Origin of the sequence: Mycobacterium sp. VKM Ac-1816D, assembly GCF_000416385.1 — a bacterium.
In the GTDB taxonomy this organism is placed as follows: domain Bacteria; phylum Actinomycetota; class Actinomycetes; order Mycobacteriales; family Mycobacteriaceae; genus Mycobacterium; species Mycobacterium neoaurum_A.
Genome location: NZ_AOHQ01000134.1, coordinates 64,181 through 89,787 on the forward strand (window position 1 = coordinate 64,181; position 25,607 = coordinate 89,787).

Annotated in this window: 28 protein-coding genes; 13 read left to right on the plus strand and 15 right to left on the minus strand. The window is 66.5% G+C overall.

The features are described from left to right. Window positions 1–65 precede the first annotated feature (65 nt). The 3 genes from G154_RS13570 to G154_RS13580 all read right to left on the minus strand — a co-directional run bounded on the left by G154_RS13570 (window position 66) and on the right by G154_RS13580 (window position 3,603). The gene (locus tag G154_RS13570; RefSeq protein ID WP_019513670.1) at window positions 66–923 is read right to left on the minus strand and encodes a type IV toxin-antitoxin system AbiEi family antitoxin domain-containing protein; all 858 of its coding nucleotides are present in this window, start codon (window positions 921–923) and stop codon (window positions 66–68) included. 98 nt (window positions 924–1,021) lie between these two features. Beyond that, window positions 1,022–2,236, minus strand: coding sequence for an acyl-CoA dehydrogenase family protein (locus G154_RS13575; RefSeq protein WP_019513671.1), 1,215 nt, complete (start codon window positions 2,234–2,236; stop codon window positions 1,022–1,024). Beyond that, complete coding sequence (locus G154_RS13580; protein ID WP_019513672.1) at window positions 2,233–3,603, minus strand: LLM class flavin-dependent oxidoreductase; 1,371 nt, start codon at window positions 3,601–3,603, stop codon at window positions 2,233–2,235. The genes G154_RS13575 and G154_RS13580 overlap by 4 nt, the downstream gene beginning before the upstream one ends. A gap of 100 nt (window positions 3,604–3,703) precedes the next feature. On the opposite strand from G154_RS13580, the gene G154_RS13585 reads away from it, so the two are divergent. Together G154_RS13585 and G154_RS13590 are read left to right on the plus strand one after the other, a co-directional pair. Continuing rightward, window positions 3,704–4,609 (plus strand): alpha/beta hydrolase fold domain-containing protein, encoded by a 906-nt coding sequence (locus G154_RS13585; RefSeq protein WP_019513673.1) that lies wholly within the window; start codon window positions 3,704–3,706, stop codon window positions 4,607–4,609. Continuing rightward, complete coding sequence (locus G154_RS13590; protein WP_019513674.1) at window positions 4,606–5,112, plus strand: hypothetical protein; 507 nt, start codon at window positions 4,606–4,608, stop codon at window positions 5,110–5,112. The genes G154_RS13585 and G154_RS13590 overlap by 4 nt, the downstream gene beginning before the upstream one ends. A 9-nt stretch (window positions 5,113–5,121) precedes the next feature. On the opposite strand, the gene G154_RS13595 is transcribed toward G154_RS13590, so the two are convergent. After that, on the minus strand, window positions 5,122–5,949 hold the full coding sequence (locus G154_RS13595) for a sulfurtransferase (protein ID WP_019513675.1): 828 nt from the start codon (window positions 5,947–5,949) through the stop codon (window positions 5,122–5,124). A gap of 75 nt (window positions 5,950–6,024) precedes the next feature. Here G154_RS13595 and G154_RS13600 point away from each other — a divergent pair, with 75 nt between their 5' ends. Further along, window positions 6,025–6,447 carry a nitroreductase family deazaflavin-dependent oxidoreductase gene (locus tag G154_RS13600; RefSeq protein ID WP_019513676.1) on the plus strand — a complete coding sequence of 141 codons (423 nt, stop codon included), beginning with the start codon at window positions 6,025–6,027 and terminating at the stop codon, window positions 6,445–6,447. Between the two features lie 197 nt (window positions 6,448–6,644). After that, entirely contained in the window at window positions 6,645–7,877 is a 1,233-nt protein-coding gene (locus tag G154_RS13605) for an alpha-hydroxy acid oxidase (RefSeq protein ID WP_019513677.1), read from the plus strand. Here the strand turns inward: G154_RS13605 and G154_RS13610 are convergent. From G154_RS13610 to G154_RS13625, 4 genes are all read right to left on the minus strand, one after another. Next, window positions 7,874–8,938, minus strand: a complete 1,065-nt coding sequence (locus tag G154_RS13610; protein WP_019513678.1) for an AAA family ATPase — start codon at window positions 8,936–8,938, stop codon at window positions 7,874–7,876. The two genes, G154_RS13605 and G154_RS13610, sit on opposite strands and share 4 nt — an antisense overlap. Before the next feature lie 10 nt (window positions 8,939–8,948). Further along, window positions 8,949–9,986 carry an aliphatic amidase gene (locus G154_RS13615; protein WP_019513679.1) on the minus strand — a complete coding sequence of 346 codons (1,038 nt, stop codon included), beginning with the start codon at window positions 9,984–9,986 and terminating at the stop codon, window positions 8,949–8,951. Between the two features lie 79 nt (window positions 9,987–10,065). Beyond that, the gene (locus G154_RS13620) at window positions 10,066–10,689 is read right to left on the minus strand and encodes an AmiS/UreI family transporter (RefSeq protein WP_019513680.1); all 624 of its coding nucleotides are present in this window, start codon (window positions 10,687–10,689) and stop codon (window positions 10,066–10,068) included. Between the two features lie 96 nt (window positions 10,690–10,785). Next, window positions 10,786–11,862, minus strand: coding sequence for a substrate-binding domain-containing protein (locus G154_RS13625; RefSeq protein WP_023985179.1), 1,077 nt, complete (start codon window positions 11,860–11,862; stop codon window positions 10,786–10,788). A 106-nt stretch (window positions 11,863–11,968) separates the two neighbouring features. Here G154_RS13625 and G154_RS13630 point away from each other — a divergent pair, with 106 nt between their 5' ends. The 4 genes from G154_RS13630 (at window position 11,969) to G154_RS13645 (ending at window position 14,864) form a co-directional block, all read left to right on the plus strand. Next, on the plus strand, window positions 11,969–12,409 hold the full coding sequence (locus G154_RS13630; protein WP_019513682.1) for a MarR family winged helix-turn-helix transcriptional regulator: 441 nt from the start codon (window positions 11,969–11,971) through the stop codon (window positions 12,407–12,409). A 66-nt stretch (window positions 12,410–12,475) separates the two neighbouring features. Beyond that, the gene (locus G154_RS13635) at window positions 12,476–13,489 is read left to right on the plus strand and encodes an acetamidase/formamidase family protein (RefSeq protein WP_023985178.1); all 1,014 of its coding nucleotides are present in this window, start codon (window positions 12,476–12,478) and stop codon (window positions 13,487–13,489) included. 12 nt (window positions 13,490–13,501) lie between these two features. Continuing rightward, window positions 13,502–14,254 (plus strand): SDR family NAD(P)-dependent oxidoreductase, encoded by a 753-nt coding sequence (locus tag G154_RS13640; RefSeq protein WP_019513684.1) that lies wholly within the window; start codon window positions 13,502–13,504, stop codon window positions 14,252–14,254. A 46-nt stretch (window positions 14,255–14,300) separates the two neighbouring features. Further along, window positions 14,301–14,864 carry a type 1 glutamine amidotransferase domain-containing protein gene (locus G154_RS13645; protein WP_019513685.1) on the plus strand — a complete coding sequence of 188 codons (564 nt, stop codon included), beginning with the start codon at window positions 14,301–14,303 and terminating at the stop codon, window positions 14,862–14,864. 15 nt (window positions 14,865–14,879) lie between these two features. On the opposite strand, the gene G154_RS13650 is transcribed toward G154_RS13645, so the two are convergent. The 6 genes from G154_RS13650 to G154_RS13675 are packed head-to-tail and all read right to left on the minus strand — an operon-like array spanning window position 14,880 to window position 19,934. Further along, window positions 14,880–15,494: a TenA family protein gene (locus G154_RS13650; protein WP_019513686.1), complete on the minus strand. Its 615-nt coding sequence runs from the start codon at window positions 15,492–15,494 to the stop codon at window positions 14,880–14,882. After that, entirely contained in the window at window positions 15,491–16,057 is a 567-nt protein-coding gene (locus G154_RS13655; protein WP_019513687.1) for a hypothetical protein, read from the minus strand. Before G154_RS13655 ends, G154_RS13650 begins: the two co-directional genes overlap by 4 nt. Before the next feature lie 15 nt (window positions 16,058–16,072). Beyond that, window positions 16,073–16,534, minus strand: a complete 462-nt coding sequence (locus G154_RS13660; RefSeq protein WP_019513688.1) for a ribose-5-phosphate isomerase — start codon at window positions 16,532–16,534, stop codon at window positions 16,073–16,075. Further along, window positions 16,531–18,279, minus strand: coding sequence for a dihydroxyacetone kinase family protein (locus G154_RS13665; protein WP_019513689.1), 1,749 nt, complete (start codon window positions 18,277–18,279; stop codon window positions 16,531–16,533). The genes G154_RS13660 and G154_RS13665 overlap by 4 nt, the downstream gene beginning before the upstream one ends. A 14-nt stretch (window positions 18,280–18,293) precedes the next feature. Beyond that, a complete protein-coding gene (locus tag G154_RS13670; RefSeq protein ID WP_019513690.1) occupies window positions 18,294–19,067 on the minus strand; it encodes an SDR family NAD(P)-dependent oxidoreductase in 774 nt (257 codons plus the stop codon). Window positions 19,068–19,073: 6 nt separating this feature from the next. Continuing rightward, window positions 19,074–19,934 carry a sugar phosphate isomerase/epimerase gene (locus G154_RS13675; RefSeq protein ID WP_031601283.1) on the minus strand — a complete coding sequence of 287 codons (861 nt, stop codon included), beginning with the start codon at window positions 19,932–19,934 and terminating at the stop codon, window positions 19,074–19,076. A 203-nt stretch (window positions 19,935–20,137) separates the two neighbouring features. Between G154_RS13675 and G154_RS13680 the strand changes: the two genes are divergently transcribed. The 4 genes from G154_RS13680 to G154_RS13695 are packed head-to-tail and all read left to right on the plus strand — an operon-like array spanning window position 20,138 to window position 23,978. Continuing rightward, window positions 20,138–21,472, plus strand: coding sequence for an MFS transporter (locus tag G154_RS13680; protein WP_023985176.1), 1,335 nt, complete (start codon window positions 20,138–20,140; stop codon window positions 21,470–21,472). Then, window positions 21,472–22,299 (plus strand): transketolase, encoded by an 828-nt coding sequence (locus G154_RS13685; RefSeq protein ID WP_019513693.1) that lies wholly within the window; start codon window positions 21,472–21,474, stop codon window positions 22,297–22,299. Before G154_RS13680 ends, G154_RS13685 begins: the two co-directional genes overlap by 1 nt. Further along, complete coding sequence (locus tag G154_RS13690) at window positions 22,296–23,279, plus strand: transketolase family protein (RefSeq protein WP_019513694.1); 984 nt, start codon at window positions 22,296–22,298, stop codon at window positions 23,277–23,279. The genes G154_RS13685 and G154_RS13690 overlap by 4 nt, the downstream gene beginning before the upstream one ends. Window positions 23,280–23,318: 39 nt before the next feature. Then, a complete protein-coding gene (locus G154_RS13695; RefSeq protein WP_023985175.1) occupies window positions 23,319–23,978 on the plus strand; it encodes a GntR family transcriptional regulator in 660 nt (219 codons plus the stop codon). Between the two features lie 42 nt (window positions 23,979–24,020). Here the strand turns inward: G154_RS13695 and G154_RS25560 are convergent, their stop codons facing one another. Continuing rightward, the gene (locus tag G154_RS25560) at window positions 24,021–24,374 is read right to left on the minus strand and encodes a hypothetical protein (protein ID WP_019513696.1); all 354 of its coding nucleotides are present in this window, start codon (window positions 24,372–24,374) and stop codon (window positions 24,021–24,023) included. 99 nt (window positions 24,375–24,473) lie between these two features. Here G154_RS25560 and G154_RS13705 point away from each other — a divergent pair, with 99 nt between their 5' ends. Continuing rightward, window positions 24,474–25,403: a LysR family transcriptional regulator gene (locus tag G154_RS13705; RefSeq protein ID WP_019513697.1), complete on the plus strand. Its 930-nt coding sequence runs from the start codon at window positions 24,474–24,476 to the stop codon at window positions 25,401–25,403. Window positions 25,404–25,607 lie beyond the last annotated feature (204 nt).

Genomic DNA, 25,607 nt, shown 5'->3' on the forward strand with positions numbered 1-25,607 from the left:
TGCGCCTTCACCCTGCGTGATTTGTGGAGTCTCGGCCGCGACCATGGCGGCTGAGACTCCACAAATCACCGGGTGAGGGCACGTTGGACCTGGGCGATGACCCGATCGGGGTACTCGGTGAGGTCCAACCAGGTGAATCGCAAGACCAGATAGCCGGCAAGGATCAGCGCATTCTGGCGTACCCGGTCGTTGTTGAAATCGTCGGCATCACTGTGGAATGCCCAGCCGTCGGTTTCGAGGATCAGCTTGCGGTCCACGAACACATAGTCGCCCTTGTAGCCGGCGACCGGATGGTTGGCCTTCCACCCGGTGATGCCCGCCGAGCGAAGGAGCTTGCCCAGCAACCGCTCTGCAGCAGATCGAGTTCCGTCCTCGGCGGCACGCAACAGTATTCGCGCGGCCGGTGAACCGTGGCGCCCCTTGTTGTTGAGGTGGGCCCTCCACAGCGCCCGCAGGTCGACGTGGCGTTGCAGAGCCGCGTCCATCAACGCGGCACCTCCGCGACGTCGAACGGCCGCTTCGACAACGGTCAGCGGTAGAGCGGTGACCCGAAGGTGGTCGGCCTCGACAATCTCCCGCGGATCGAGATCGCGGCGACGCAGTCTGGTGCCGGGCTGGAAGCGCAGTCGGCATTCTCTCGGCACCGTGACCTCGACAACGTCCGGCGCGAACTGTGTGAGTCGCTGCCACCACGCCGCCGTCAGTCCGCTACCGACGGCCTGATCGCCATAGGCCCAGATGCCGGCGCGGATCCGGGCCCGGTCGGTGAACTCACGATCATCGGCGAAGTACACCCCCTTCGCGCACCGGCGCCATTGACCGGTACGCACCCGGTAGTCGATGGCGTCCTGACCCAAGCCTGCTGATCGAGCATGGGCGAGGGTGACGACGCCGTCGTGGCGGCGCAAGATGTCTGCGAGCATGCTGACTTGGACGCAGCGGCCGGCCGAACGGTTCCATCGTCTGCGACTTGTGGAGTCTCAGCCGTCACCGTCGCGGGTGAGACTCCACAAATCACAGGTCAGAAGTAGCCGCTGCCGGGCAGTTTGGTGCCGCGGGTGTGGTAGGCGCCGATCGCCTGGGCCTTATAGGACGTCGGGTTGTGCGATGCCAGCGTGCGGATGTTGCGCCAGTGCCGGTCCAGCAGGTGTGCCTGACGGACCACCGACGCGCCACCCACATCGAAGATCTGCGAGGCCGCCTTCTGGGCCAGCGCGTCGACGACCACCTTGGCGTTAGCGGCCTGCAAGGACGCCTCGTGGGCCAGTTCGAGGGCCGGGTCGGTACCGGCCACATCCGCGTCGTAGGCGGCGGCCAGGGCATCCGCTGCCGCCAGCACGGTGGCTTCGGCCGCGTACGCCGCGGCGGCGATCTCGCCGATCTCACGTTGCAAGAGCGGATCATCCGGCGGTGATGGGCTCGGCGCCCAGGTGAAACTGCGCGCCCGCTGATGCACATGGGCGACGGCATCGTCCCGAAGAGCTCGCAGCACACCGACTTCCAACGCGGTGACGTACAGCTGGAAGAACGCCCCGGAATGGTACAGCGGCGGCCGCTCCGTGCCGTCCTCCGGCGGCGCCCAGAGCAGTACCTCGTCGGCGGCGACCGCCACGTCCTCGAAGATCGCGGTGCCGGTGCCCGTCGCGCGCTGGCCGAAGCCATCCCAGTCGTCGAGCACGGTGACACCCGCCCGGTCGATGGGCACCAGCGCGATCACCGACGCGTCATCGGAATCGCTGGCCAACACCTCGGCGTAGTCGGCATACAGCGTGCCGGTGGTGAAGAACTTCTTGCCGTTGAGCCGATAGCCGTCACCGTCCGGCGTCAGCTTGGTCTGCCAGACGAATCCGCCCGCGGGGTCCGATCCCAGCTCGGTGGACGCGTTGCCGACGACGGCGCCGGACAGCGCCAACTCGATCGCACGCTGCCGCACCGCACCGGAAAGCCGCAACCTCTCCTCGACGTGGGCGAAATGCCCGCGCAGGATGTGTGCGACGTTGACATCTGCCGCCGCCAGTGCGATCACGGTGGCGAAGAGTTCGCGCAGACTGGCTCCGCCTCCTCCGTCGGAGGCCGGGACACGAAGCGCTCCCAGCCTTTCCGAGCGAATCAGGTCGATGATGCCGAACGGTCGCTCGTTGGCGCGTTCCCGTTCCAGTGCGCCCTGACCGATCTTGGACAGCAGGGCCGCCAGGCGCGGTGACCCGAAGGTCAGCGGTTCGGTGGTCACGGTCATCGGCTCGCCTCCTGGTGGGTGCGGCGGTATGCGGCCGCTCGATGCGCATCGGGTAGTCGCGGTCCGCGCCCGAAAATCTTGTGCCGCAAAGACCCTTGCGTGTACTCGGTCTTGTAGAGACCGCGGCGCTGCAGCTGCGGGATGACATGAGCGATGAAATCCACGAACGAACCGGGGGTGATCACGTTGGTGATGTTGAAACCGTCGACATCGGTTTCCTTGACCCAGGACTGCAGGTCGTCGGCAACGTCGTCACCCGAGCCGACGCTGAATCCGCCCTCCGCATCGATGGCGTGCGCGTCGACGAAGTCACGCAGCGTCCACTGTCCCTGTCCGAACATCTGCACCGAGGATTTCAGGAACTCGTTGTCGGTCACCGCTACCGGGTCATCCAGGTCGAACCGGGACAGATCGCTGCCGAGCCAACCCGACCACAATGCCAGAGCCCCTTCGGGATCGATATAGCTGCGGAAGTCGTCGTGCCGCGCGCGGGCCGCGGCCGCAGTCGGACCCGTCACCGCGACATGACCGTTGACTATCTTGACGTCATAAGGATCACGTCCGACGTCCGAGGCTCTGGTTCGGATATCGGCGACGGCCTCGCGCAGCAACTCCTTGGTGGGTGCGCCGATGAAGATCACCTCGGCGTTCTGCGCCCCGAAAGAGCGGCCCCGGTCCGAGGCACCGGCCTGATACAGCACCGGTGTGCGCTGTGTCGACGGCTCGCACAGATGGATGCCCGGTACCCGGAAATGCCTGCCGTCGTGGCCGATCGCGTGCACCTTGGTCGGATCTGTGTAGTGGGCGCGCGACGGATCGGTGCCGACGGCGTCGTCCTCCCAGGAACCCTCCCACAGCTTGTAGAGCACCTCGGTGTACTCGTCGGCGATGTCGTATCGGACGGCGTGCGGGGTGATGGTGTCCAGGCCGTGGTTGCGCGCGGCGCTCTCCAGATACCCGGTGACGATGTTCCATCCCACGCGCCCCTTGGTGAGATGGTCGAGCGTCGACATCCGGCGGGCGAACGAATAGGGGTGCTCGAAGGATGTCGCCGCCGTGATGCCGAACCCGAGGTGCCGTGTCGCGGCCGCCATCGCCGATACCAGTAACAGCGGATCATTCACCGGCACTTGCGTTCCAGCGCGCAGAGCCGCGTCAGGCCCACCGCCGTAGACGTCGTAGACCCCGAGCACGTCGGCGATGAACAGGCCGTCGAACAGCCCGCGTTCCAGGAGTGCCGCGAGGTCGGTCCAGTACTCCAGATCCTTGTACCGTGCCGCCTGCGATTCCGGGTGCCGCCACGTGCCTGCCACGATATGAGCGACACAGTTCATGTCGAACGCGTTGAGGATGATCTGCTTGCCCACCTCGCCACCATGGATCAGGGTGCGCGCCGGGTCCAGCTATCCGATCGACGCGATTCGGAGTCCGTAACGTGCCGTCACGAAACCCGCTACGGTGACAGCCATGGCGAACCCCCGCATCACGCCGCTGGAGTACGCCCTGGCCTATCTGGCGCAACAGACCGCACCGCTGGTCTTTCGTCCGCCGGGCATTCCCAAGCCCGCCCAGCCGGTGGGCCCGCCCGATATCGTCCAGGTGCCGACCCGGCACGGGCCGGTCCGTTGTTTCGTCTATCGGCCGCATCCGTCCGCGCCCCTGGCCGGGCCCGGCGCCCCGCCGCTGCACATCGACATCCACGGCGGCGGTTTCGTGCTGCGCAACACCGCCGAGGACGCCCACATCTGCCGTTTCCTGGCTTCCGATGTGGGCTGCGCGGTGTTGGCCATCGACTATCACACGGCCCCCCAAGTGCTCTTCCCGGTGGCGGAGCAGGAATGCATCGACGTCCTGCAGTGGGTGATCGACCATGCCGACCAGCAGGGCTGGGACGGTGACCGCGTCAGCGTCGGCGGCGCAAGTGCCGGCGGCAAGTTGAGCATGAACCTTGCCCAATACGCCCACGAGGCGGGCATCGGCTTACGGGCCGCCGTGCTGTCCTACGCGGTGGCCGACTGCACGCGCACCGGCCGCACGTCTCCGAAGGCCAACCCGATCATCTCCCCGACACTTCAGAAGTTCTCCGCCAGAATGTATTTCGTGGATCCAGCGAGTCACGCCGACCCGATCGCCTCGCCGTACTATGACGACGAGCTGCCGGCGAAGATGCCTCCGACGCTCATCCAGACCGGCGACCTGGACACCTTGGGCCCAGAGATGATCGAGGTGGCCGACCGGTTACGCGCGGCCGGCGTCGACGTCGTCCATACCGGCTACCCGACCGACCACGCGTTCAACACCCAGGGGGACCGCTCGATCATGGACGCGTCGATACGGGAGATCGCCGCCTTCTTGTCGGAGCGGCTGTCATGAGTACGGCCGAGCCTCACGTCGAACACGTCGTCGCCGCACTACGGGAGCGGTTGTACGGCGCGATCTCATGCCTGGCGACGTTGGCCGCCCTGGCCCGCTATACCGACGCCGATACCAATGCCTGGTACCGGGTGCTCGATGTCGCGGTGGCCGCGGGCGGTTTGTGGGCGGCGGCGTTACTGGCCGAGTTCGTCGCTCGGCTCAGCGTCGAGGGAGCCGCACCGCGCGGCCGCGCGGCCTGGTCGATGTTGGCAGCCTCGGGTCAGATCATGCAGGCCGCCGCCGCACCGGCCTTCATCCTGGCGCTTGCGGGCTTCGGGGTGATGGATACCGCCACCGCGGTGTGGATCGCGATGTGGTTCCTGGTCGCCGAAATGGCCTTGATCGCCTACCTCGCGGTACGGCGGGCCGGGCTGCTCTGGTGGCAGCAACTGCTGGCGGTGCTGCTGCTGACCACGGCGGGCGCGGTCGTGGTCGCGGTCAAGATGATCGCGCACCACTAGCCGCTCGGCTCAGCCGGTCTCGACGGGACGATCGTCGGCCGACCACTGCGACCACGAACCCGGGAACAGGGCGGCGTCCACTCCCGCGGCGGCCAGCGCCGCCACCAGCACCGCAGCGGTGACACCCGAGCCGCAGTACACACCGACCTGCTCGCTCCCACCGAACGTCCAGCCCAGCGCGGAGAGCTCGTCCTCGGAGAGCACGGAGCCATCCTCGGTGAGAACAGCGGTGCTGGGCAGGTTGCGGGCACCGGGAATGTGGCCGGCGACGGCGTCGACCGGTTCGACCTCGCCACGGAAGCGCTCGGGCGCCCGGGCGTCGAGCAGATTCGGATGGACGGCCGCCTCGTCGGCGGTCACGGTCGGCATCGCGCCGGCGTACAGATCCTCGTGGGTGACCACGACGTCGCCAGGCTCGGGGTCGACAGTCCCGGTCTCGAGGGAATGCCCCGCGGCAGTCCATGCACCCAGTCCACCATCGAGAATCCGCACGTCCTCGACACCGGCGGCCCGCAGGACCCACCAGGCGCGGGCCGATCCGGCTCGGTTCCAGTCGTCATACACCACGACCGGCACCCCGCGGCGTACGCCCCAGCGCCGCGCGGCGTCCTGCAGCTGCGCCCCCGACGGCAAGGGATGGCGACCGCGTCCGGTCACCGCATGATCGCTGAGCTCGTCGTCGAGGGACACATACACCGCCGCCGGGATGTGCCCACGCTGATGATCGGCCCGGCCGTCGGGCTGCATGAGCTGCCAGCGCACGTCCAGCACGGTCACCGGCTCGCCGTCAGCGAGCATGTCGGCGAGTTGGGCGGCGGTGATGAACACAGTGGTCATGCATCCAGCGTCCCAGATGGTGAGCCGGTCGCCGAAACCGGAAACAATACGGCGCGGTGTGGTGTTCTAGAGCCCATGGCCGACAATCCCGAACTGAGCCCAACCGACTGGGTCCGCGAACAAACCGAACGCATCCTCGAGCAGGGCACCACCGAAGGGGTCGAGGTACTCGACCGACCGGTCGTGCTGTTCACCACCACCGGCGCGAAGTCCGGCAAGAAGCGCTATGTGCCGCTGATGCGGGTAGAGGAGAACGGCAAGTACGCCATGATCGCCTCCAAGGGTGGCGATCCGGCGCACCCCGCCTGGTATCACAATGTCAAGGCACATCCGCAGGTCACCGCGCAGGACGGTGACAAGGTGGTCGAGCTGACCGCGCGCGAGGTCGACGGCGACGAGCGGGCCCACTGGTGGGAACTGGCCGTGCAGGCATATCCGCCCTATGCCGAGTACCAGACCAAGACCGACCGCCAGATTCCGGTCTTCGTGCTGGAATAGCGACATCGCGATCGGCAGGACCGGGCATCGTCGGGTCCTGCCGATCGGTGCGGTAACGCTGCCGGCCCAATTCGGTTTTCCTGCAGCGTGTGTCCCCGGGACACGACGACGAACTCGACCCCCGACCGTTGCGGTAGGTTGTGTTGGCGCAGGCTACGCCAGAGCGCGCCGGCCGCGCCGGGTAGAAAGGTCGATACATGCAACGCCGCGTCCCGAGGATCGCCGACCTGGCTCCGTTGATGCAGTTCAAGAAGCCGGAGTTCAATGCGCGCACGCGCCGCCTCACCGGTGCGCTGACCATCGAGGATCTGCGCGCCATCGCCAAACGACGCACCCCGAAGGCGGCCTTCGATTACACCGACGGCTCCGCCGAGGCCGAGCTGTCGTTGGCCAGGGCCCGACAGGCCTTTGAGGACATCGAATTTCACCCGGCGATCCTGCGCGATGTGTCCAAGGTCGACACCAGCTGCACCATCCTGGGCGGTCGCTCCGAGCTGCCGTTCGGTATCGCGCCGACCGGATTCACCCGGATGATGCAGACCGAGGGTGAGTACGCCGGAGCCCGGGCCGCGAGCCGCGCGGGCATCCCCTTCTCCTTGTCCACCATGGGCACCGCGTCCATCGAAGATGTCAAGGCGGCCAATCCGCACGGGCGCAATTGGTTTCAGCTGTACATGTGGAAGGACCGAGACCGTTCCATGGCGCTGGTCGATCGGGCCGCCGCGGCCGGTTACGACACACTGCTGGTCACAGTCGACGTGCCGGTCGCCGGAGCGCGGTTGCGTGACAAGCGCAACGGAATGTCCATTCCCCCGGCGCTGACAGCCAAGACCGTGCTGAACGCGATCCCACGACCACAATGGTGGATCGACTTCCTCACGACCGAACCGCTGGCTTTCGCCACGTTGGACCGGTGGTCGGGCACGGTTGCCGAACTGTTGGACACCATGTTCGACCCCACCGTCACGTTCGAGGACCTGGCGTGGATCAAGTCCCAATGGCCGGGAAAGCTCGTCGTCAAGGGAATCCAGACCGTTGCCGACGCACGGGCGGTGACCGCACTCGGAGCGGACGGCATGGTGCTGTCCAATCATGGTGGACGCCAACTCGATCGAGCACCGATACCCTTCCACCTCCTGCCCGAGGTGGCCGCCGCCGTCGGCGCGGACACCGAGATCATCCTGGACACCGGGATCATGTCGGGTGCAGACATCGTCGCCGCGATCGCGCTCGGCGCCCGGTTCACACTGGTCGGCCGGGCCTACCTGTATGGGCTGATGGCGGGCGGCGAGGCCGGTGTCGACCGGATGATCGAGATCCTGTCCGAACAGATCACCCGGACCATGCGACTGCTCGGCGTGACCGCTCTCGACGAGTTGACCCCCGAACACGTCACCCAGTTCCGGCGGCTGATACCGCGCAAAGGTTAGGCCGGGCGCGACACCGCCACCACGACACGGCCGTCGGACACCGACGCCGTCAGCGACACGGGTTCCCGGCCCGCCGGGCGTGCGACGAGGAGTGCCTCGGCCACCGGTGCGACCACTTGCTCGCGGATGGTCCTGCGCAACCCGCGCGCGCCGTACACCGGGTCGAACCCACTGCTGCACAACACATCCAGCACCGAGCCGTCCACATCCAGGCGTACCGATTCCGCCGCGAGCCGGCGGCGCACCAGGTCGACCTCACGCATCGTCACCTGTCGCGCTGTCGACGGCCGGAAGGGTTCGAGCACGACAGTTTCGTCGATGCGATTGAAGAACTCCGGATCGAAGAAGTCCTCGACGGCGGAAACGACCAGGCTCCGCGAATACTGCTCGTGTGCAACGGTCTTCCTGCCCAGCCATCGTCGGGCGCGTCGTCGCACGCCGTCGGCGACATCTCTGGAGCCGAGATTCGACGTGATGAAGATGTAGCTGTTACGGAAGGAAATGGTCTCCCGCCCGTTGGCAAGCCGCAGATGGCCGCTGTCGAGCACGTGCAGCAGGGCGCGGATCACCGTGGGATCGGCCTTTTCTATCTCGTCGAGCAGCACGATGCCCGGCGTGTACGGGTCACCTTCGATCTTGCTTCGGTCGAACAAGGTGAACGATTCCTTGCTGCCGGCGTAGCCGGGCGGGGCGCCGGAGAACGATGCGGCGTAATGCTCCTGGGCCAGCGCTGCCATATCGATGCGACACAGGTCGTCGGGTCCTGAACGCAATTCCGCCGCGACCTGTCGGATCAGCTCGGTCTTCCCGACCCCGGTCGGGCCGACCAGCAGCACGCTGGCCAGCGGCCGACCGGGATCGGTGATGCCCGCGTGGGCGATCGCCACCGCACGAGCGACGGCGTCGATCGCATCGGGTTGACCGAGAATTCTGCTACCCAGCCGCTCACGAAAACGCCTCTGGTCGAAGCCCGCCGACGGGTCCGGCGACGATGCGACGCCATCGGCGCGGTTCTCCTGCGCGGCATTCTGCTCGTGGTACATGTCCGTCAGGAACGGCACGTGAAAGCTCCTAGGCTTCGGCGGTCTGTTCGACGGGCAGCGAGCCGACCCGGCAATCCGCGACGCCGACAGTGTCGCGGGTGATCGACTCGACAACTTCCTGCGCCTTCTGCGCGTCGGTGACCCACAGCTTGTAGAACTCGAACGGACAATCGGCCACACCTTTGTCACCGTCGCCGGCCGCATGCACACCCGAATAGCCGCGGTGCAGCAGTTTGAACAGATGGTTCTGCGACTGATCGTTCTGTCGTGCATCGCGGATGGCCGAGAGGGACAGCTGGGCGAACTGGATTCCGTACTCCTCCTCGCCCGTCTCGCCCAGGGTGCGGCCATCGAATCCGATCACCGCCGAGTGACCGAAATACGAGTAGACGCCGTCGAATCCGGCGGCGTTGGCGACCGCCACATAGCAGTTGTTCGCCCACGCCATCGCCTTGGCCATCATCACCTGCTGGTCCTTGGCCGGGTACATGTAGCCCTGGCAACGCACGATGAGCTCGGCACCCTTCATGGCGCAATCGCGCCAGATCTCAGGGTAGTTGCCGTCATCACAGATGATCAGCGAGATCTTCATGCCCTTCGGCCCCTGGGTCACATAGGTGGTGTCACCCGGGTACCAGCCCTCGATCGGGCACCACGGAAGGATCTTTCGGTACTTTTGCACGATCTCGCCGGTGTCGTCGATCAGGACCAAGGTGTTGTACGGAGGCTTGTTCGGGTGATCCTCGTGCCGCTCACCGGTGATGGAGAAGACACCCCAGGTCTTTGCCTTCCGGCAGGCGGCGGCGAAGATGTCGGTCTCGTCGCCGGGAACCGTGGCGGCGGTGGCGTACATCTCATCGGGGTCATACATGATGCCCTGAGTCGAATACTCGGGAAAGACAACGAGATCCATACCGGGAAGTCCGGACTTCATCCCGACGATCATGTCGGCGATCTTGCGCGCGTTGTCCAGAACCTGCTCCTTGGTGTGCAGTCTGGGCATCTTGTAGTTGACGACCGCGACACCGACGGTATCCGGACTGGACGAGATGTCACCGTGACGCATGCTGTTTCTCCTTCTGGTTGATGAAAATGGTTTGCGAACAACTGGATTGACGAGCGCTCGGCTCGATACGAGGCACGTGTCAGCGATATGCCGCACCCGCGGCCACGGGCATCTGACGCGGTCCGGGGCTGAGCAGTTTGGCGATCAGGAGCAGTGCTGCGAGCCCGATCGCCCACCCGAGGGCAAGCGCTCCCGAGGTTTGGTAGGTGCCGGTGAGCGCCAGGAAGGCCGGCACGGCACAGGTGGGAAGGCTGAGCAGGGTCACCGCCCAGCCGGTGAAGCGGGTCAGTTCCTCGCGACGTAGGCCCAGCACCAGGAAGAACAGAAACCACAACACCGCCCAGGACAGCCAGATCACGCCGAATACGGGGTCACCGGACACCGTGAACGACAGGATCGAATAGACGACAGCCGCGCCGGAGACGAACAGCGAGAACCAGCCCAGCCCCTCGGGTTCGAGCCCGGCCAGGTTGACCACGCCGACGTAGAGATAGGTGAAGCCGAACAGGTACAAACCGGACGCGGCCAGCACAGCAGTTGGGTCACCGGCATTCTGGATGAGCATGACGGTCGGGACGACACACTGCAGCGCTCCCACGAACAGGTTCAGCACCGCCGCAGAGCGGGCCGGCACCCGCCCGAGCAGCATCAGGCCGTTGACGAAAAGCACCGCGCCGACATAGAGCAATCCCACGTTGTTCACTCGACACCTCGCCATTGGTTTCATCTGAATTATCTCCAAATGAAAGTATGTGAGCCCGGCCACAGTGTCAAGGGTGCTCGGCGGGCCGCGATCAGCTCAGCGGCGCGACAGCGTGGTGAGCACCTCGAAGTCGAACCCGTCGGCCGCGGCGAGATGGACCGGCTGCAGCGTTTCATCGTGGCGAAATTGCACAGTGCCCCTTGGGCTCTCATAAGAGAGGCTATCGGCGGTGGCGATATCGGTGAGCCTGCCGGCCCGATGGATCAGGCGGGCCAACAACTGCGGTCCCTCGTAACACGATTCGGCGATTCCGCTCAGCGGAGGCGCAGTGGCACCATGCAATTCGAGATAGCGGCCCAGCAGTTCCATCGGGCCCGCACCGACCATCGAGCGAAAGTAGGACGCTGCCGAGAAGAGTCGCCGCGTGCCGTCCTCACCACTGGCCAACAGCATGCTCTCGTCCATCAGTGGACTGAATCGTAAGAACGACGCATCGGCGTCGAGTTCGGCACACGTGCGGTTGAATTCGATGGCGTCGTGTCCGACCAGCAGCATCAGAACGGCATCACAACCGGATGCCATCGCCGCGCGGACCACCTCGGTCATATCGGCGCTGCCGAGATCGACAAACCGACCGCCGACGATATCCAGATCGAGCTCGCGTGCGTAACGGCGTACCGAATCCATCGACGAGCGCGGCCAGACGTAATCGTCGCCGACGATGAACCACCGGCGAGCACCGACGTTGTCGCGCAACCATCGCAACGCCGGAGCGATCTGCGCGTCCGGAGTCTCCCCACAGCAGTAGATGTCGCGCCGCCGCTCACCGCCCTCGTACAACGCCGGGTACGCATACGGCACCCGTCCGGCGACCACCGGCGCCAGCGCGTTGCGCACCGAAGAGATGTGCCACCCGCTGACCGCGTCGATGCGGCCGGACCCGATGAGCGCATCGATCCGGTCGGCGACCACGACGGGGGCCGCTCCCCCGTCGACCACCTCGATCTGCACCTCACGGCCAAGGACACCGCCCGCGGCATTGAGGTCCTGGGCGACGAGGTGGCTGACCGCCTCACAGGCGGGCCCGAACACCCCGCCCGGGCCCTGCAGCGGCAGGACCATGGCGATCCGCCAACGCTCGGGGTCGCCACCTGTCGAGGGCGGACCCGTCATCTTCTCGTCCTCACCTGTGCTTATGCGCGTTAGACTGCTATCGTTTCCAACTGAAAGTATCGCGCTCTTCACACGCGATCGGCAAGGGTTTGAGGGGATATTCGTCATGTCGAGCGCGTCGGCGGGACCGGGTGCGAGTAATTCGACAGCGCTCGTCGTACTCCGCGCGGCACGGCGCCTGGGCAGCGACCTGGAAGCCGAACTACAGGGCGCCGATCTCGGACTGGATCACTGGCTCGTCGTCGACGCCCTGTCAACCGGTGACGGCTTGACGATGGCCGAGCTGCAGGCCGCCACGCTGATCGCCGGACCGACCCAGACCCGGGTGGTCGACAAGCTGGTATCCCGCTCGCTGGTGTACCGCGAGGTCGACGAGTTCGACCGCCGCAAGGTGCGGGTGTATCTCAGCGCCCGCGGCTCCGCATTGCACGACGAACTGCGTCCCGCCATCGAGGCCGCCGAACGCAGCTGGCTCGACCTTCACGGCCCGGCAGTGCGGGCCAGCATAGGAAGCAGGCAGCAGACCAAAAGTCGGTCAGCTCACTAGCGCTGCACCGCAGCATCTTTCGGTCATCGGTGGCGCACACAGGTGCAGTGCGACAAAGATGGCCGGATGGACCACATCACTTTCGTCCCGACACCCGAGCAGTTCGCCTTCACCTTCGGTGGCGCCGAACCGGTCATGCGGATCAAGCCGGGGACGGCACTACGGCTGTGGACCGAGGATGCCTACGGTGGCCGGATCACCAGCGCCGACGACATCGCCAGCAGCGCACTGGACACCGAGGACCTCAACCCGCAGACCGGACCGTTCTGGATCGAGGGTGCCGAACCGGGCGACACGCTGGCCGTGCATCTGGTGGACCTGACTCCGGCCCGCGGCTGGGGCGCATCCACCCTGATCCCGTTCTTCGGAGGATTGACCAGTGTCCCGGTCAACCCGACACTTCAGGAACCCCTGACCGAACGCACCTGGATCTATGAATATGACCCGGCAACCGGAACCGTCGGCTTCTCGGCCCACGGCAGCAACTTCGAGGTCGCGCTGCCGGCCAATCCGATGCTCGGGACGGTGGGGGTGGCCCCTGCCCGCCGAGAGGTGCGCACCTCGTTGGTACCCGACGTGTTCGGCGGCAACATGGACACACCGGAGATGACCGCGGGCGCAACCTGTTACCTGCGGGTCAACGTGCCCGGCGCGCTGTTCTCCCTCGGTGACGGTCACTACCGTCAGGGCGAGGGCGAGTCCTGCGGCACCGCCGTGGAGGGCGCCATGAACGTCACAGCCATCGTCGAGCTGATCAAGGGTGGCGGACCCGCGTGGCCGCGACTGGAGACCGACAGCCACCTGATGTGTATCGGCTCGGGCCGCCCCTTGGAGGAGGCCTGGCGGGCCGGACAGGTGGAGATGATCACCTGGCTGGGCGAACTCTACGGGCTGGACCGCTTCGATGCATACCAGCTGCTGACCCAGATATCGCTGGCACCGATCGCGAACGTCGTCGACACGAACTACAGTTCGGTGACGAAGATCGAGAAGAAGCTGTTGCCGACCGCCGCGGCATACGGCGGTGTGCATGCCGAGCTTCGTTCTGCGGCAAAGACTCTGGGCAGCATCACCTACTGAGGAGCATGACCGATGGATCTCGGACTCAAGGGCAAGCGTTTCGCGGTCACCGGCGGTACCCGCGGTATCGGCCGGGCGGTGGTCGAGGGCCTCCTCGCCGAAGGGGCAACGGTGGCCTTCTGCGCCCGCACCTCCGAGGCTGTCGCCGCGACCCAGCGGGAACTCGGCAGCGGCGCCATCGGAACCGCTGTCGATGTGGGCGCGACCGCGGCCCTGGCGGCCTGGGTGGACGCGAGCGCGGAGGCCCTCGGCGGCCTGGACGGTGTGGTCGCCAATGTCAGCGCCCTGGCCATCCCGGAGTCGGCGGAGAACTGGCGCACCAGCTTCGAGGTCGACCTGATGGGCACGGTCGGTCTGGTCGATGCCGCACTGCCGCATCTGCAAGCAAGCGGCGCCGGCTCGATCGTGACCATCTCGAGCGTCTCCGGACGCGAGATCGATTTTGCGGCAGGGCCTTACGGGACCATGAAAGCCGCGATCATCCACTACACACAGGGCCTGGCCTACCAGCTGGCAGGCAAAGGAGTGCGGGCCAACACCGTCAGTCCCGGCAACACCTATTTCCCCGGCGGGGTCTGGTCGTCGATCGAGCAGAACGATCCGGAACTGTTCGCGACCGCACTTGCGCTGAACCCGACGGGGCGGATGGCCACACCTGCTGAGGTGGCCAACGCGGTGGTGTTCCTGTCCAGTCCGGCCGCCGGCTTCATCACAGGGACCAATCTGCTGGTCGACGGTGCGCTGACCCGCGGCGTGCAGTTCTGAAAACTCGGCGTGTTTGGCTGCGTCGCGGTCGTGGAATCCGGGACGGATGACAGATCCACATACCGTACTCGCCGAGAAGAGCGTTGCCATCCTCGCCACCGACGGTGTCGAGCGCGTCGAGCTGACCGAACCTCGAGACGCGCTGAACAAGGCCGGCGCCACCGTGACCCTGCTGTCGCTGCAGGACGGCGACATCTCCGCTCGTGATCACGATCTGGAACCGTCCGGTAGTCATCAGGTCGACCGCCTGGTCAAAGACGTTCGCGCCGAGGAATTCGATGGACTCGTGATACCCGGCGGCACGGTCAACGCCGACAAGCTTCGTGCCGACGACGACGCGGTCGCATTCGTCCGGGCGTTCGTCGAATCGGGCAAACCGGTCGGGGTCATCTGCCACGGTCCGTGGACCCTGGTCGAGGCCGGTGTGGCCAAGGGCCGCACCCTCACCTCGTACCCCAGTCTGCGCACCGACCTGCGCAATGCGGGTGCGACCGTCCTCGACGAGGAGGTCGTCATCGACGGCAACCTGATCACCAGCCGGTCGCCCGATGATCTGCCCGCGTTCTGCGCAGCGGTGGTCGACGCGATCGCCCACGGTTCGCAGGCGTAGCCACCGGTAGCGGCTTCAGGCGTTGTACGCGGCGCTGAAGAATTGGAGTTCCAGTCGCATCGCACGGCGATAGGCCTCCCGGACCGCCGGGACATCCGCGCCATGCTGATCAAGGAGCCGCTCCAAAAGCGCTGCCACCGAATCGAACTCGGGATCGGCGTATGTCTTCACCCACTCGGCGTAGGGCCCGGCGCTGTCGGCATCCAGCGCCGTGCCGACGTGGGCATAAAGCCGCATACAGGGGGTCATGGCCGCGCAGATGACGCCGATTTCGCCGGTGGCCGCGGTCGCCAGCAGGAATTCTGTGTATGCCAGTGTGGCCGCTGCCGGTTGCACGGCCGCCATATCGATATCCCACCGGGCGGCATAGGAGGCGTGTAGGCGTAGTTCCTCGCGAACACCGGCGAGGAGATCGGCAAAGGTCAGCAGCGATTCCGTGTCGGGACTGCGAACCAAGGCCAATGCGTAGGCGCGCGCAAAAGATTCGAGAAAGTACGCGTCCTGGGCGACATAACCGGCGAAGCAGGCCTTGTCCAGCGACCCGTCACCGATTCCCCGTACGAACGGATTGTCCAGGACCTCGGCGACGATATCGGCATTGGCCGCCCAGAGTTGTGCGGACAGACTCATGACGGGTCCGCCCAGGCCATGTTCCAGAAGTCGACCTCCAGCCGGAGCACCTCGTCGACCAGGTCGGCGTGGCGCTGCGGCTGCGCCAGCACTGCCAGACCGTCGACGTAGTCGGCGAATTCCGGAACCGTCCAGTGGTCGATGAACTCGGAGTACGGCGAGTCGGCGGATTTCGCGGAAGTCCACCCCAGCAGGTAGACGCGCTCGATGACCCACAGGCCGGTGGCGGCGGCCTCGAACGGCTCGCTGTCCAGCCGCCGCAACAACTCCCGGTAGGCCAGCGTGGTCGGTAACGGTTCGGGTTCCGGGGCCAACCCGCGGTCGGCGGCGTGGCCGTCGAACCAGTCCAATTCGGCGACCAACGCCGCGCACCCACCGGCCAGCACTCCCTGTGCCGAGCGCGGAGCACGGGCCAGCAGGCGTGCCTGGAAGGTCAGCAGGTCGGCGACGAACAGCGCGTCCTGAGACAGCCACCGGTCGAAGGATGATGCGGCGACAGTTCCATCACGCACCGCGTCGAGGAACGGGTGACGGGTCGCGGCAGCCCAGAGGTCATCAGACACGCCGACGAGACTAGTTCACGCGTGCTGCGGCTCGTAGCCGCAGATCGCCGCGACCTTCTCGGCCGAGGCCGACGACGGGTCGAACTCGTAGCCCAGCCATTCGGCGGCCAACCGGCGGGCCAGCTCGATGCCGACCACCCGCTGCCCGAAGCACAACACCTGGGCGTTGTTGCTCAGGATGGCGCGTTCCACCGAAAAGCTGTCATGCGCGGTCACAGCCCGCACCCCAGGGACCTTGTTCGCGGCGATCGCGACGCCGAGGCCGGTCCCGCAGACCAGCAGGGCGCGGTCGGCGGTGCCGTCGGCGACCATTCGGGCGGCGGTCACCGCGACGTGCGGGTAGGCGGTGTGCTCGTCTGCGCCGACGCCGACATCGACCACCGAGGCCACCCTCGGGTCGGCCTCGAGGTCGGCGCGCAGGACGTCCTTGTACTGCAGGCCGGCGTCATCGCAGCCCACCACAATTCGCAGTTTCATGATTGCTCCACTTCGCTTCGCGGCGGCATGACCGCACCTTCGATCAGATCGGCCACGGTCTGGATGCACATGGCCAGGGATATCGCACCGGCGTCCGGGGTGCCGACGCTGCGCTCGGCGAGGGGACGGGCCCGTCCGACCTTGGGACGCAGCTCGGCGGTGGCGGCGGCGGCCTTCTGGGCGACCTCCACCGAATCCAGCCAGGCGGTGCGCCAATCGGTTCCACGGGCCACCGCGGTCTCGACACTGTCCACGAAGGGGGCCAGCGCGTCCAACATCGTCTTGTCGCCGGGCCGCGCCCCGCCGAGCGTGGTCAGCGCGTCGTGTCCGGCGCGCAGGGCGGCGGCCACGTCGCGATCTGCGGGTGCGCCTGCATTACCGAGGCGGTCGCCTCCCGCGGACAGTGCGGCGCCCCACAGCACGCCCGAGGTCCCGCCGGCCTTCGCCGCCCAGGCCTCACCGGCGGCGGCGAGGACAGCCGCGGTCCCGCCGGCCTCCTGCACGGTCGCCGCCGCGGCAGCGGCCGCCGCGTTGGAGCCCTTGACCATGCCGCGACCGTGGTCGCCGTCACCGGCCACGGCGTCGATCCGGCCGAGTTCGGCCTCGGCGTTGCGCATCTGCGCCGCGATTCGGGAAATACCCTGTGCCACAGCGGCCCCAACACGGCAGGAGTGCTCGTCGCCCGCGGTGATCACGGTTGCCGGCGTCGCGGCGGCCACGGTGGTGCGTCGCGCGGCCGCGGCCGCGGTGACGCTGCCCTTGCGATAGGCCGGGGTGTCGCACGGCGCGGTCCACAGCCGCTCGAGTTCATCGTCGAGCCACATCACCGTGAGCGAGCAACCGGCCATGTCCAGGCTCGTGACCAGTTCACCGACCTCTGGGGACACCACCGTATGGCCGGATTCGGCGAGTCGGGCCGCTACGGTCTTCCAGACCACGAACAGCTCTTCGTATTTGGTACGGCCCAGTCCGTTCAGGATGACCGCGACACGATCCGATGCGCCGGCGGGCTTCTCGGCGAGTACACCGGCAACCAACAGCTCGGCCAGTTCGGTCGCGGTCGGCATCGCGTGGCTGGAGACCCCTGGCTCACCATGGATCCCGAGACCGAGATCCATCTGCCCGGCCGCCACGGTGAACAAGGGCTGAGCCGCGCCGGGCAGCGTGCACCCGTCGAACGCGACACCCAGCGTGCGGGTAGCGGCATTGGCCATGGCGGCAATCCGTTGGACGGCGTCGAGGTCTGCGCCTTCTTCGGCGGCCGCGCCGGCGCAGCGGAACACGGTGAAGTCACCGGCGATCCCGCGGCGTTTGGTGATGTCCTCGGCTGCGGCACTGGCGATGTCATCGGTCACGACGAGAAAGCGCGCGTCGATGCCTTCGGACTGCAACTGGGAAACCGCCAGCCCGAAGTTCATCACGTCGCCGGCGTAGTTGCCGGTCAGGAACAGCACCCCGGCGTCGCCGTGCGCAGCCCGGGCGACCGAGGCGGCCTCCTGCGCCGACGGTGAGGTGAAGATGTTGCCCACCACCGCACCGTCGGCGAAGCCGTGGCCGACCACGCCGCAGAACGCGGGATAGTGCCCTGACCCACCGCCCACGACAACCGCCACCTTGCCGGGCGGGGTCTCGGTGGCCCGTACGACGCCGCCGGGCACACCGCTGACGTAGTGGGCATTCGCATCGAGAAATCCGGCGAGCATGTCCTCGGTGAAGGTGGCCGGGTCGTTGAACAGTCGAGTCATGACGCTGACCTCATCTAGTGAATGTGGCTGCCGCCGTTGATATCAACGGTGGTCCCGGTCAGGTAGCTGGCGTCCTTGCTGGACAGGAAGGTGATCACGGCGGCGACCTCCTCGGTGGTGGCGGTACGCCCGACCGGGATGTCGGCGGCCAGCTTGGCCTCCTGCTCATCGGTGGAACCGACGCGGATGTTGGTGTCGACCGCACCGGGGGTGACGGCGTTGACGGTGACGCCGGTGTCGGCGATCTCGCGGGCCAGCGACTTGGTGAAGCCGAGGATGGCGGCCTTGGCCGACGAGTAGGGGACTTTGCCGAAGACGCCGCCGCCGCGCTGCGCGCTGACCGAGGACATGTTGACGATGCGACCCCAGCCCTGCTCGATCATGGCGGGCAGGAACGCCTTGGTGACCAGGTAGGTGCCGGTGGCGTTGACGGCCATGACCTTGTTCCACAGGTCGAGGTCGGTCTCCAGAAACGGCACGGGCGACGTGATGCCGGCGATGTTGGCCAGCGCGCCGACCGGGGGCAGATTGCCCGCGGTGACCTCGGCGGCGACGGCGGCGTAGGCCTCGTCCACCGAATCGGGAGAGGTCACATCCACCGCGTGACCAAAAGCCGGTACCGCGTACTGGTTCCCGACCTCGGCGGCGATCTTGGCGCTCTTCTCACCATCGAGGTCGAGGATCACCACGGCCCAGCCTTCCCGGGCGTAGCGCTCGGCAACGGCAACGCCGATGCCCTTCGGGGAGGTGGCGCCGGTAACCACGGCTGTTTTGTCGGCGGACATCATGACTCCTCAGATCAGATCGGTGATCAACAGCCCGGCGGCGGTAGTTGCCGCGGGCCGCTCATCGTGGGTGACATCGCGGGTTTCGAGTTCCAGCGAGAAGTGGCCGGTGTAACCGGCATCAGCGAGCGCCTTGAGGCCGCGGCCGAAGTCGACCGCGCCATTGCCTGGCGAGAGATTGATGTTGCCGGGTACTGCATCGCGAATATGGACGTGGGCGATGCGCGGTCCGAAACGGTCGACGAATTCGACCGGGTCGCCGCCGGACGCGACGACATGGCTGAAATCGAGCACGATGCCGACGCGCCCGTCGAGCCGGTCGGTCAGTGCTTGGGCGCGTTCGAGGTTGAAGCACAGCCGGTGGTAATGCAGGGACTCCGTCCACACAGCCACCCCGCGCCGTTCGGCGGCGGACGCCGCGCTATGCAGTTCGGCGGCCACCCGGTCCAGGTCGACCGACAGTGACTCGATCGGCTGGTGGTCGAGCGCCCCACAGGGCAGCACGAGCGCTTCGGCACCGGTCGCGGCCGCGAGTTCGACGAGCATCTCGGTGTGCCGATCGCGGCCGTCGTTGCCATCCGGTCCGGATTCTCCCCCGTCACTCCAATCGCCCCGGCGTGCGGCGTTCAGGTCGCCGATATCCCCGTTGATCGAACGGACCCTCAGCCCCGATGCCGCCACCGTGCGCGCCACGTCATCGACCGCAGCCTCGTCGAGCACATAGGGAACGTGGTCGCACACACCGGGCAAGGCACCGAGATCGATCTCGGTGAAGCCAAGGCCGGCAATGGTCGTCAAGGCGCCAGCCAGGTCTTGATGCCTGAAGCTGATTGTCGAGCAGCCCAGCCTGCTGCTGAATCGACCGGTCATGACACCTCCGTACGTTGTGATGCCCGGCACACTATCCGAGTTGACTGTTAACAGTCAACGGGCAACACAAGTTTCCTGTTGACTGTTGACATCGCGCTGTGGGCGTGGTCACACTGAACCTGCCGCGGCACTGTCAACCGTCGACAATGACCTGCTCAGTTGGTCGTAACGCCAGGTCGAGCCGATTTGAAAGGATGTCCACCATGAGCGACGAAGCTCTGAAGATGCGGGGCCCGGTCAACGGGACGCCGGAGGCCAAGCGGGTCGCCGTCGGTTCCGGAGTCGGCGCCGTCATCGAGACCTATGACTTCATCGGATTCGGTACCGCCGCGGCGCTGTACTTCGGCACCGCGTTCTTCCCGAACTCCAGCCCGGTCGCCGGCACACTGGCCGCCTTCGCCACCCTCGGTGTCGGCTTCGCCGCGCGCCCGATCGGCGGCATCATCGGCGGACACCTCGGTGACAAGGTCGGCCGCAAGCCGGTGCTGGTCGCCTCCCTGATCATCATGGGTCTGGCCACCTTCGCCATCGGTCTGCTGCCGACCTACGCCGCGGTCGGCGTGCTGGCGCCGGTCCTGCTGGTGACCGTGCGCATCATCCAGGGTCTTGCCTTCGGCGCCGAATGGGGCGGGGCCATCCTGATGAGCTATGAGCACTCCCCCTGGAAGCAGAAGGGCCGCTACACCGGCATCGTCCAGGCCGGCTTCCCGGTCGGCCTGCTGCTGGCCAACCTGACCTTCCTGGTCAGCGTCCACCTGCCCGGAGACTGGGCCTGGCGGGTGCCGTTCCTGGCCAGCTTGATCCTGGTGATCGTCGGCCTGATCATCCGCGCCAAGGTCCCCGAGTCACCGGTGTTCACCGACGTCAAGGATTCCGGCAAGATCGTCAAGTCACCCATTGTCGAGGTGGTCAAGAAGGACTGGCGAAACATCGTGCGCGGCATCGGCCTTCGCGTCGCCGAGACGGCCGGCTATGCCGTCGCCATCACCTACATGATCAGCTACCTGAAGAATTCCGGCCTGGCCACCGCCAGTCAGACACTTACCGCACTGTGCGTCGCCTCATTCCTGGGCATCTTCGCCACCTTTGGCTGGGCCGCACTCACCGACAAGGTCGGACGCCGGCCGGTCTATCTGGCCGTGTGCGCCTTCGGCATTCCGTTCGGAGTACTGATGTTCGCCATGGTGAACACCGGGCTGATGTTGCTGATCGTGGTGACCTTCGTGCTCGCCTACACCGTGTGCCAGAACGCCCTGGCCGGCGCCCAGGGCGCGTGGTTCCCCGAGTTGTTCACCGCGGCGACCCGCACCTCGGGAGCCTCGCTGGCTTACCAGATCTCGGCGATGGTGTCCGGCTTCACCCCGTTCATCACCACCCTGCTCTTCGAGGGCTTCGGCTGGATGGGCCCGGCGCTGCTGTTCTCCTGCTACGCCGCGATCGGTCTGTGGGCGGCACTGCTCACCCGCGAAACCTGGGGGCCCGCCGAGCGCAAGGCCGCTGACGACGCCGTCGCCAACCACCACGAACTGGTCCGCTGATGCGCACCGAGCGGGTACGCCAGGCTGCGTACCGGATGCGCCACCATGCGCTGAACATGGGTGAGGCACAGGGCCAGGGCTATGTCGGACAAGCACTGGGCGCCGCCGACATGCTCGCCGCGGTCTACATCGACCAACTGACGTTCCGTGCCGACGATCCGCACTGGGCCGACCGGGACCGATTCCTGCTCTCGACCGGCCACTACGCGATCGGTCTGTACGCCGCACTCGCCGAGGCCGGGATCATCAGCGTCGAGGAGCTGGACACGTATGGTTCCGACGAATCCCGGCTGCCGATGTCCGGAATGGCCAGCTACACACCGGGAATGGAGATTTCCGGTGGTTCACTGGGGCACGGACTGACCGTCGCGGTCGGGATGGCGCTGGGCCTGCGCCACCAGGGCAACCCCGCACGGGTGATCAACTTTCTGTCCGACGGCGAGCTCGACGAGGGGTCGACATGGGAGGCCGCGATGGGCGCTTCCCATCACGGTCTGGGCAATCTGATCGCCATGGTCGACATCAACGCGCTACAGGCCGACGGCCCGACCGCCGGGGTGCTGCGCACCGAACCGGTGGCCGACAAATGGGCAGCCTGCGGTTGGCATGTCGCACGAGTGGACGGCAACGACGTCGATGCGCTGCTGGGAGCCTTCGATTCGGTGAGCACCGACAAGCCGTCGGTCATCCTGTGCGACACCAGGATCGGCCGTGGGGTACCGCTGCTGGAGAACCGGGAGAAGGCGCATTTCATGCGCATCGAGGCCGACGAATGGCAGATCTGCCGCGAGCAGTTGACCGAGGGCTACCAAGGAGTTTCAGCATGAGCGCGCCGGCCAAGCTCAAGACCTCGGCAATGATCGCGTCGTTCGCCGATCCGGGCCAGAAGACCAGCCCCGCGCCGTTCGGACACGCGCTGGTCCAGGCGGCCCGGGAGAACGACCGCATCGTCGGGCTCACCGCCGACCTTGGCAAGTACACCGACATGCACATCTTCGCAAAAGAGTTCCCGGACCGATTCTTTCAGATGGGCATGGCTGAGCAGTTGCTGTTCGGTGCGGCGGCGGGTATGGCCGAGACCGGCCTGGTCCCGTTCGCCTCCACCTACTCGGTATTCGCAGCCCGACGGGCGTATGACTTCATCTGCTTGGACATCGCCGAACCGAACCTCAATGTCAACGTCGTCGGCGGACTGCCCGGGCTGACCACCGGCTACGGCCCATCCCACCAGGCGACCGAGGACATCGCGATCTTTCGCGGTATGCCCAACCTGACGATCGTGGACCCGTGTGATTCGGTGGACATCGAGCAGGCCGTGCCCCAGCTCGCCGACCACCTGGGGCCCACCTATCTACGCCTGCTGCGCGGCAACGTCCCGACCGTGCTCGACGAGTACGACTACCGCTTCGAGCTCGGCAAGGCCAAGGTGCTGCGCGGGGGTGCCGATGTCGTGTTGATCTCGTCGGGGCTGATGACCATGCGGGCACTCCAGGCTGCCGAGCAGTTGGCTGCACACAATGTCGACGTGGCCGTCGTGCACACCCCGACCATCAAACCGTTCGACGCCGAAACGGTTCTCGCCCAGGTGGATACGGATCGCCTGGTGCTGACCTGTGAGAACCACACCGTGGTCGGTGGATTGTTCGAGACGGTCGCGGCCGCTGCGGTGCAACGTGGGGTGGCCAAACAGATCACCCCGGTGGCCTTGCCCGACGAGTTCCTGGCGGCCGGCGCCCTGCCGACCCTGCACGACAGGTACGGCCTGGCCACTGCGCGTCTGGTCGCCACCGTGCTGGAACGTCTGTAGGGTGTTGACAACTGAATGTTGACAATCAAGGAGCGCGGCATGTCCGTGGATTCCACATCGCTGCTGCGGTTGGAGAAGACGAGTCTGCGTGAGCAGGCGCTGACCGCGCTGCGCCGGGCGATCACCACGGGCCAGCTGACGCCGGGTACCCACCTGGTCGAGACGGATCTGTCCGATGCGCTCCAGATCAGCCGCGGCACGCTGCGCGAGGCCATGCGCCAGCTCCAGCAGGAGGGGCTCATCTCGGCGGGAGCCCGCGGCCGGTTGTCGGTGCGCCATCTCGACGCCAAGGAGATCCGCGACATCTTCAACGTGCGGGCAGCGCTCGAATCGCTGGCCGCGCGCGAGCTCGCGTCGCGCGCCGAGCGGGTCGACATCGTCGCCACGTTGCGCGCCGCTGTTGACGATATGGACCGCTGGGCCGAGGCCAATCTGGAGGACAGAATCGAGGCCGACCTCCGGTTCCACCGGACCATGTGCCAGCTCACCGGCAACGAGACGCTGGTGCACCAGTGGACCTCGTTGGAGGGCAGCATCCGGATGTCGATCATGTTCTCCGGCGTCGACCGCGCCATACGCAACATGAACGCCAAGCGTCATTACGACATCGTCGACGCCATCGAATCCGGCGACGGTGACGGAGCAGCAGCTACCGTCACCGGGCACATGGTGGAGGCCGCCAGCACCTTGGTGGGGTGAAACTCTCCCTCGTCTGCCGAAGCGTCGGCGCGGACTGTGCGCTCAGGCGCAGGGTTGCGCCTCGGCGACTTGCGCGGCCGGAGTCGACGGTGCGGCGATGACCCGCCGAAGCGAGTAGCGCGGTGCCGGCATGGTCGAGACCAGCACCAGCCGATGTCGGCGTGCCTCCCGCAGATGGGTCGACAAGGACGCCACCCCGATCAACGCCCAGACGAGGTTCGACGCGGCACTCGGCCAGGCGCCATACATCCCCGCGGCGGCGCCCGCCATCAGTCCACCCGTGATGTTGAGCGCGGCGTAGCGGCGCGACTTCCCGCCGAGCCAACCACGACTGACCGCCAGGTACGCGAACAACGTACCCGCCGCCCCGACCCAACCAAGGGTTGCCGCAATCATCGAAAACCGCCTTCGTGCCATCCAAACCAGCAGAAGTATCAACTTTGTGTGCGTTAAACACAATTGAATAGATGTGTACTATCAATGTAGTTTTTGTGAATGGAGATCGATCCGCGCCGACTGCGCTATCTACTGGCGGTGGCCCGCGAAGGCGGCGTTCTCGCCGCAGCTGATGACCTGCAGATGACGCCGTCGGCGGTCTCGCAGCAGATCACCCGATTGGAACGTGAGACAGACCGCGTCCTGATCACCCGCACCACCAACGGTTCGGCGCTCACCCACGAGGGCCAGATCCTGGCCGAGGCCGCGCAGCAGATCGAACGCGCACTGGCCGAGGCACAGTTGCAGCTGGAGCGTGGCGAAGCCGAGATCCACGGCACCATGCGCCTCGGCGGGTTCCAGAGCTTCCTGTCGGTCGTGATCGCGCCGATGCTGCCGGAGTGGCGCCATCAAATGCCGGGCATCCGGTTCGAGATCGTCGAGGCAGACCAGGAGCCGCTGATGCGCGCGCTCAAGGATGGCGAATTGGACGCTGCCATAGTCGAACTGGATTCCGCGGATACACCGAGACGGCCGCCGGCCGGCATCGTCGAGGTACCCCTGCTCGACGAACCATGGAAACTGGCGGTGCCGGCAGGCACCCTGGCCACCGATGTCACCGAACTGGGCCGCCTGCCGCTGCCATGGGTCGGCGTCGAACCGTCGTCGGCGACGGCCAGGGCGGCTGCGCGGCTGAGCCGCTCCATCGGACTGAATCAGCCGATCGTGCACCGCTACTTCGGCACCCAGACCGCTTTGGCACTGGTGGCCGCTGGCGAGGGCATGACGCTGATCCCGATGCTTGCGCTGCGAGGCATGCCGCAGGACGGTGTCGAGACGGTCGACGTGCCGGGCCTGGGGACCCGCCGCGTGGTGCTGCGCAGTTACGCACGCGGCAAGCACGCGGGCGCGGTGCTCGATGCTGTACTCGCCCTCATCCACGAGGCGGTGCTGAACATCACCGCCGATGAGGCGGCGCAGGCCTCCTGACACGTCGGCCCGGCTTCTCTGTTTAGTTGTCAAGGTGCGCTGCAGCTTTGGGGCCTTGAGGTTATGCGGCGGTGGGTAGGTCGGTCATGGTGCGCCGGGTGTGGGAGCGCAGATGCTCCGGTTCGGGCCCGCCGGGTGCGTGGGGCGGGATGAACCAGGGGTGGCGGTCCCTACCGAGGTAGACCTGCCAGCCACNGTGATGGA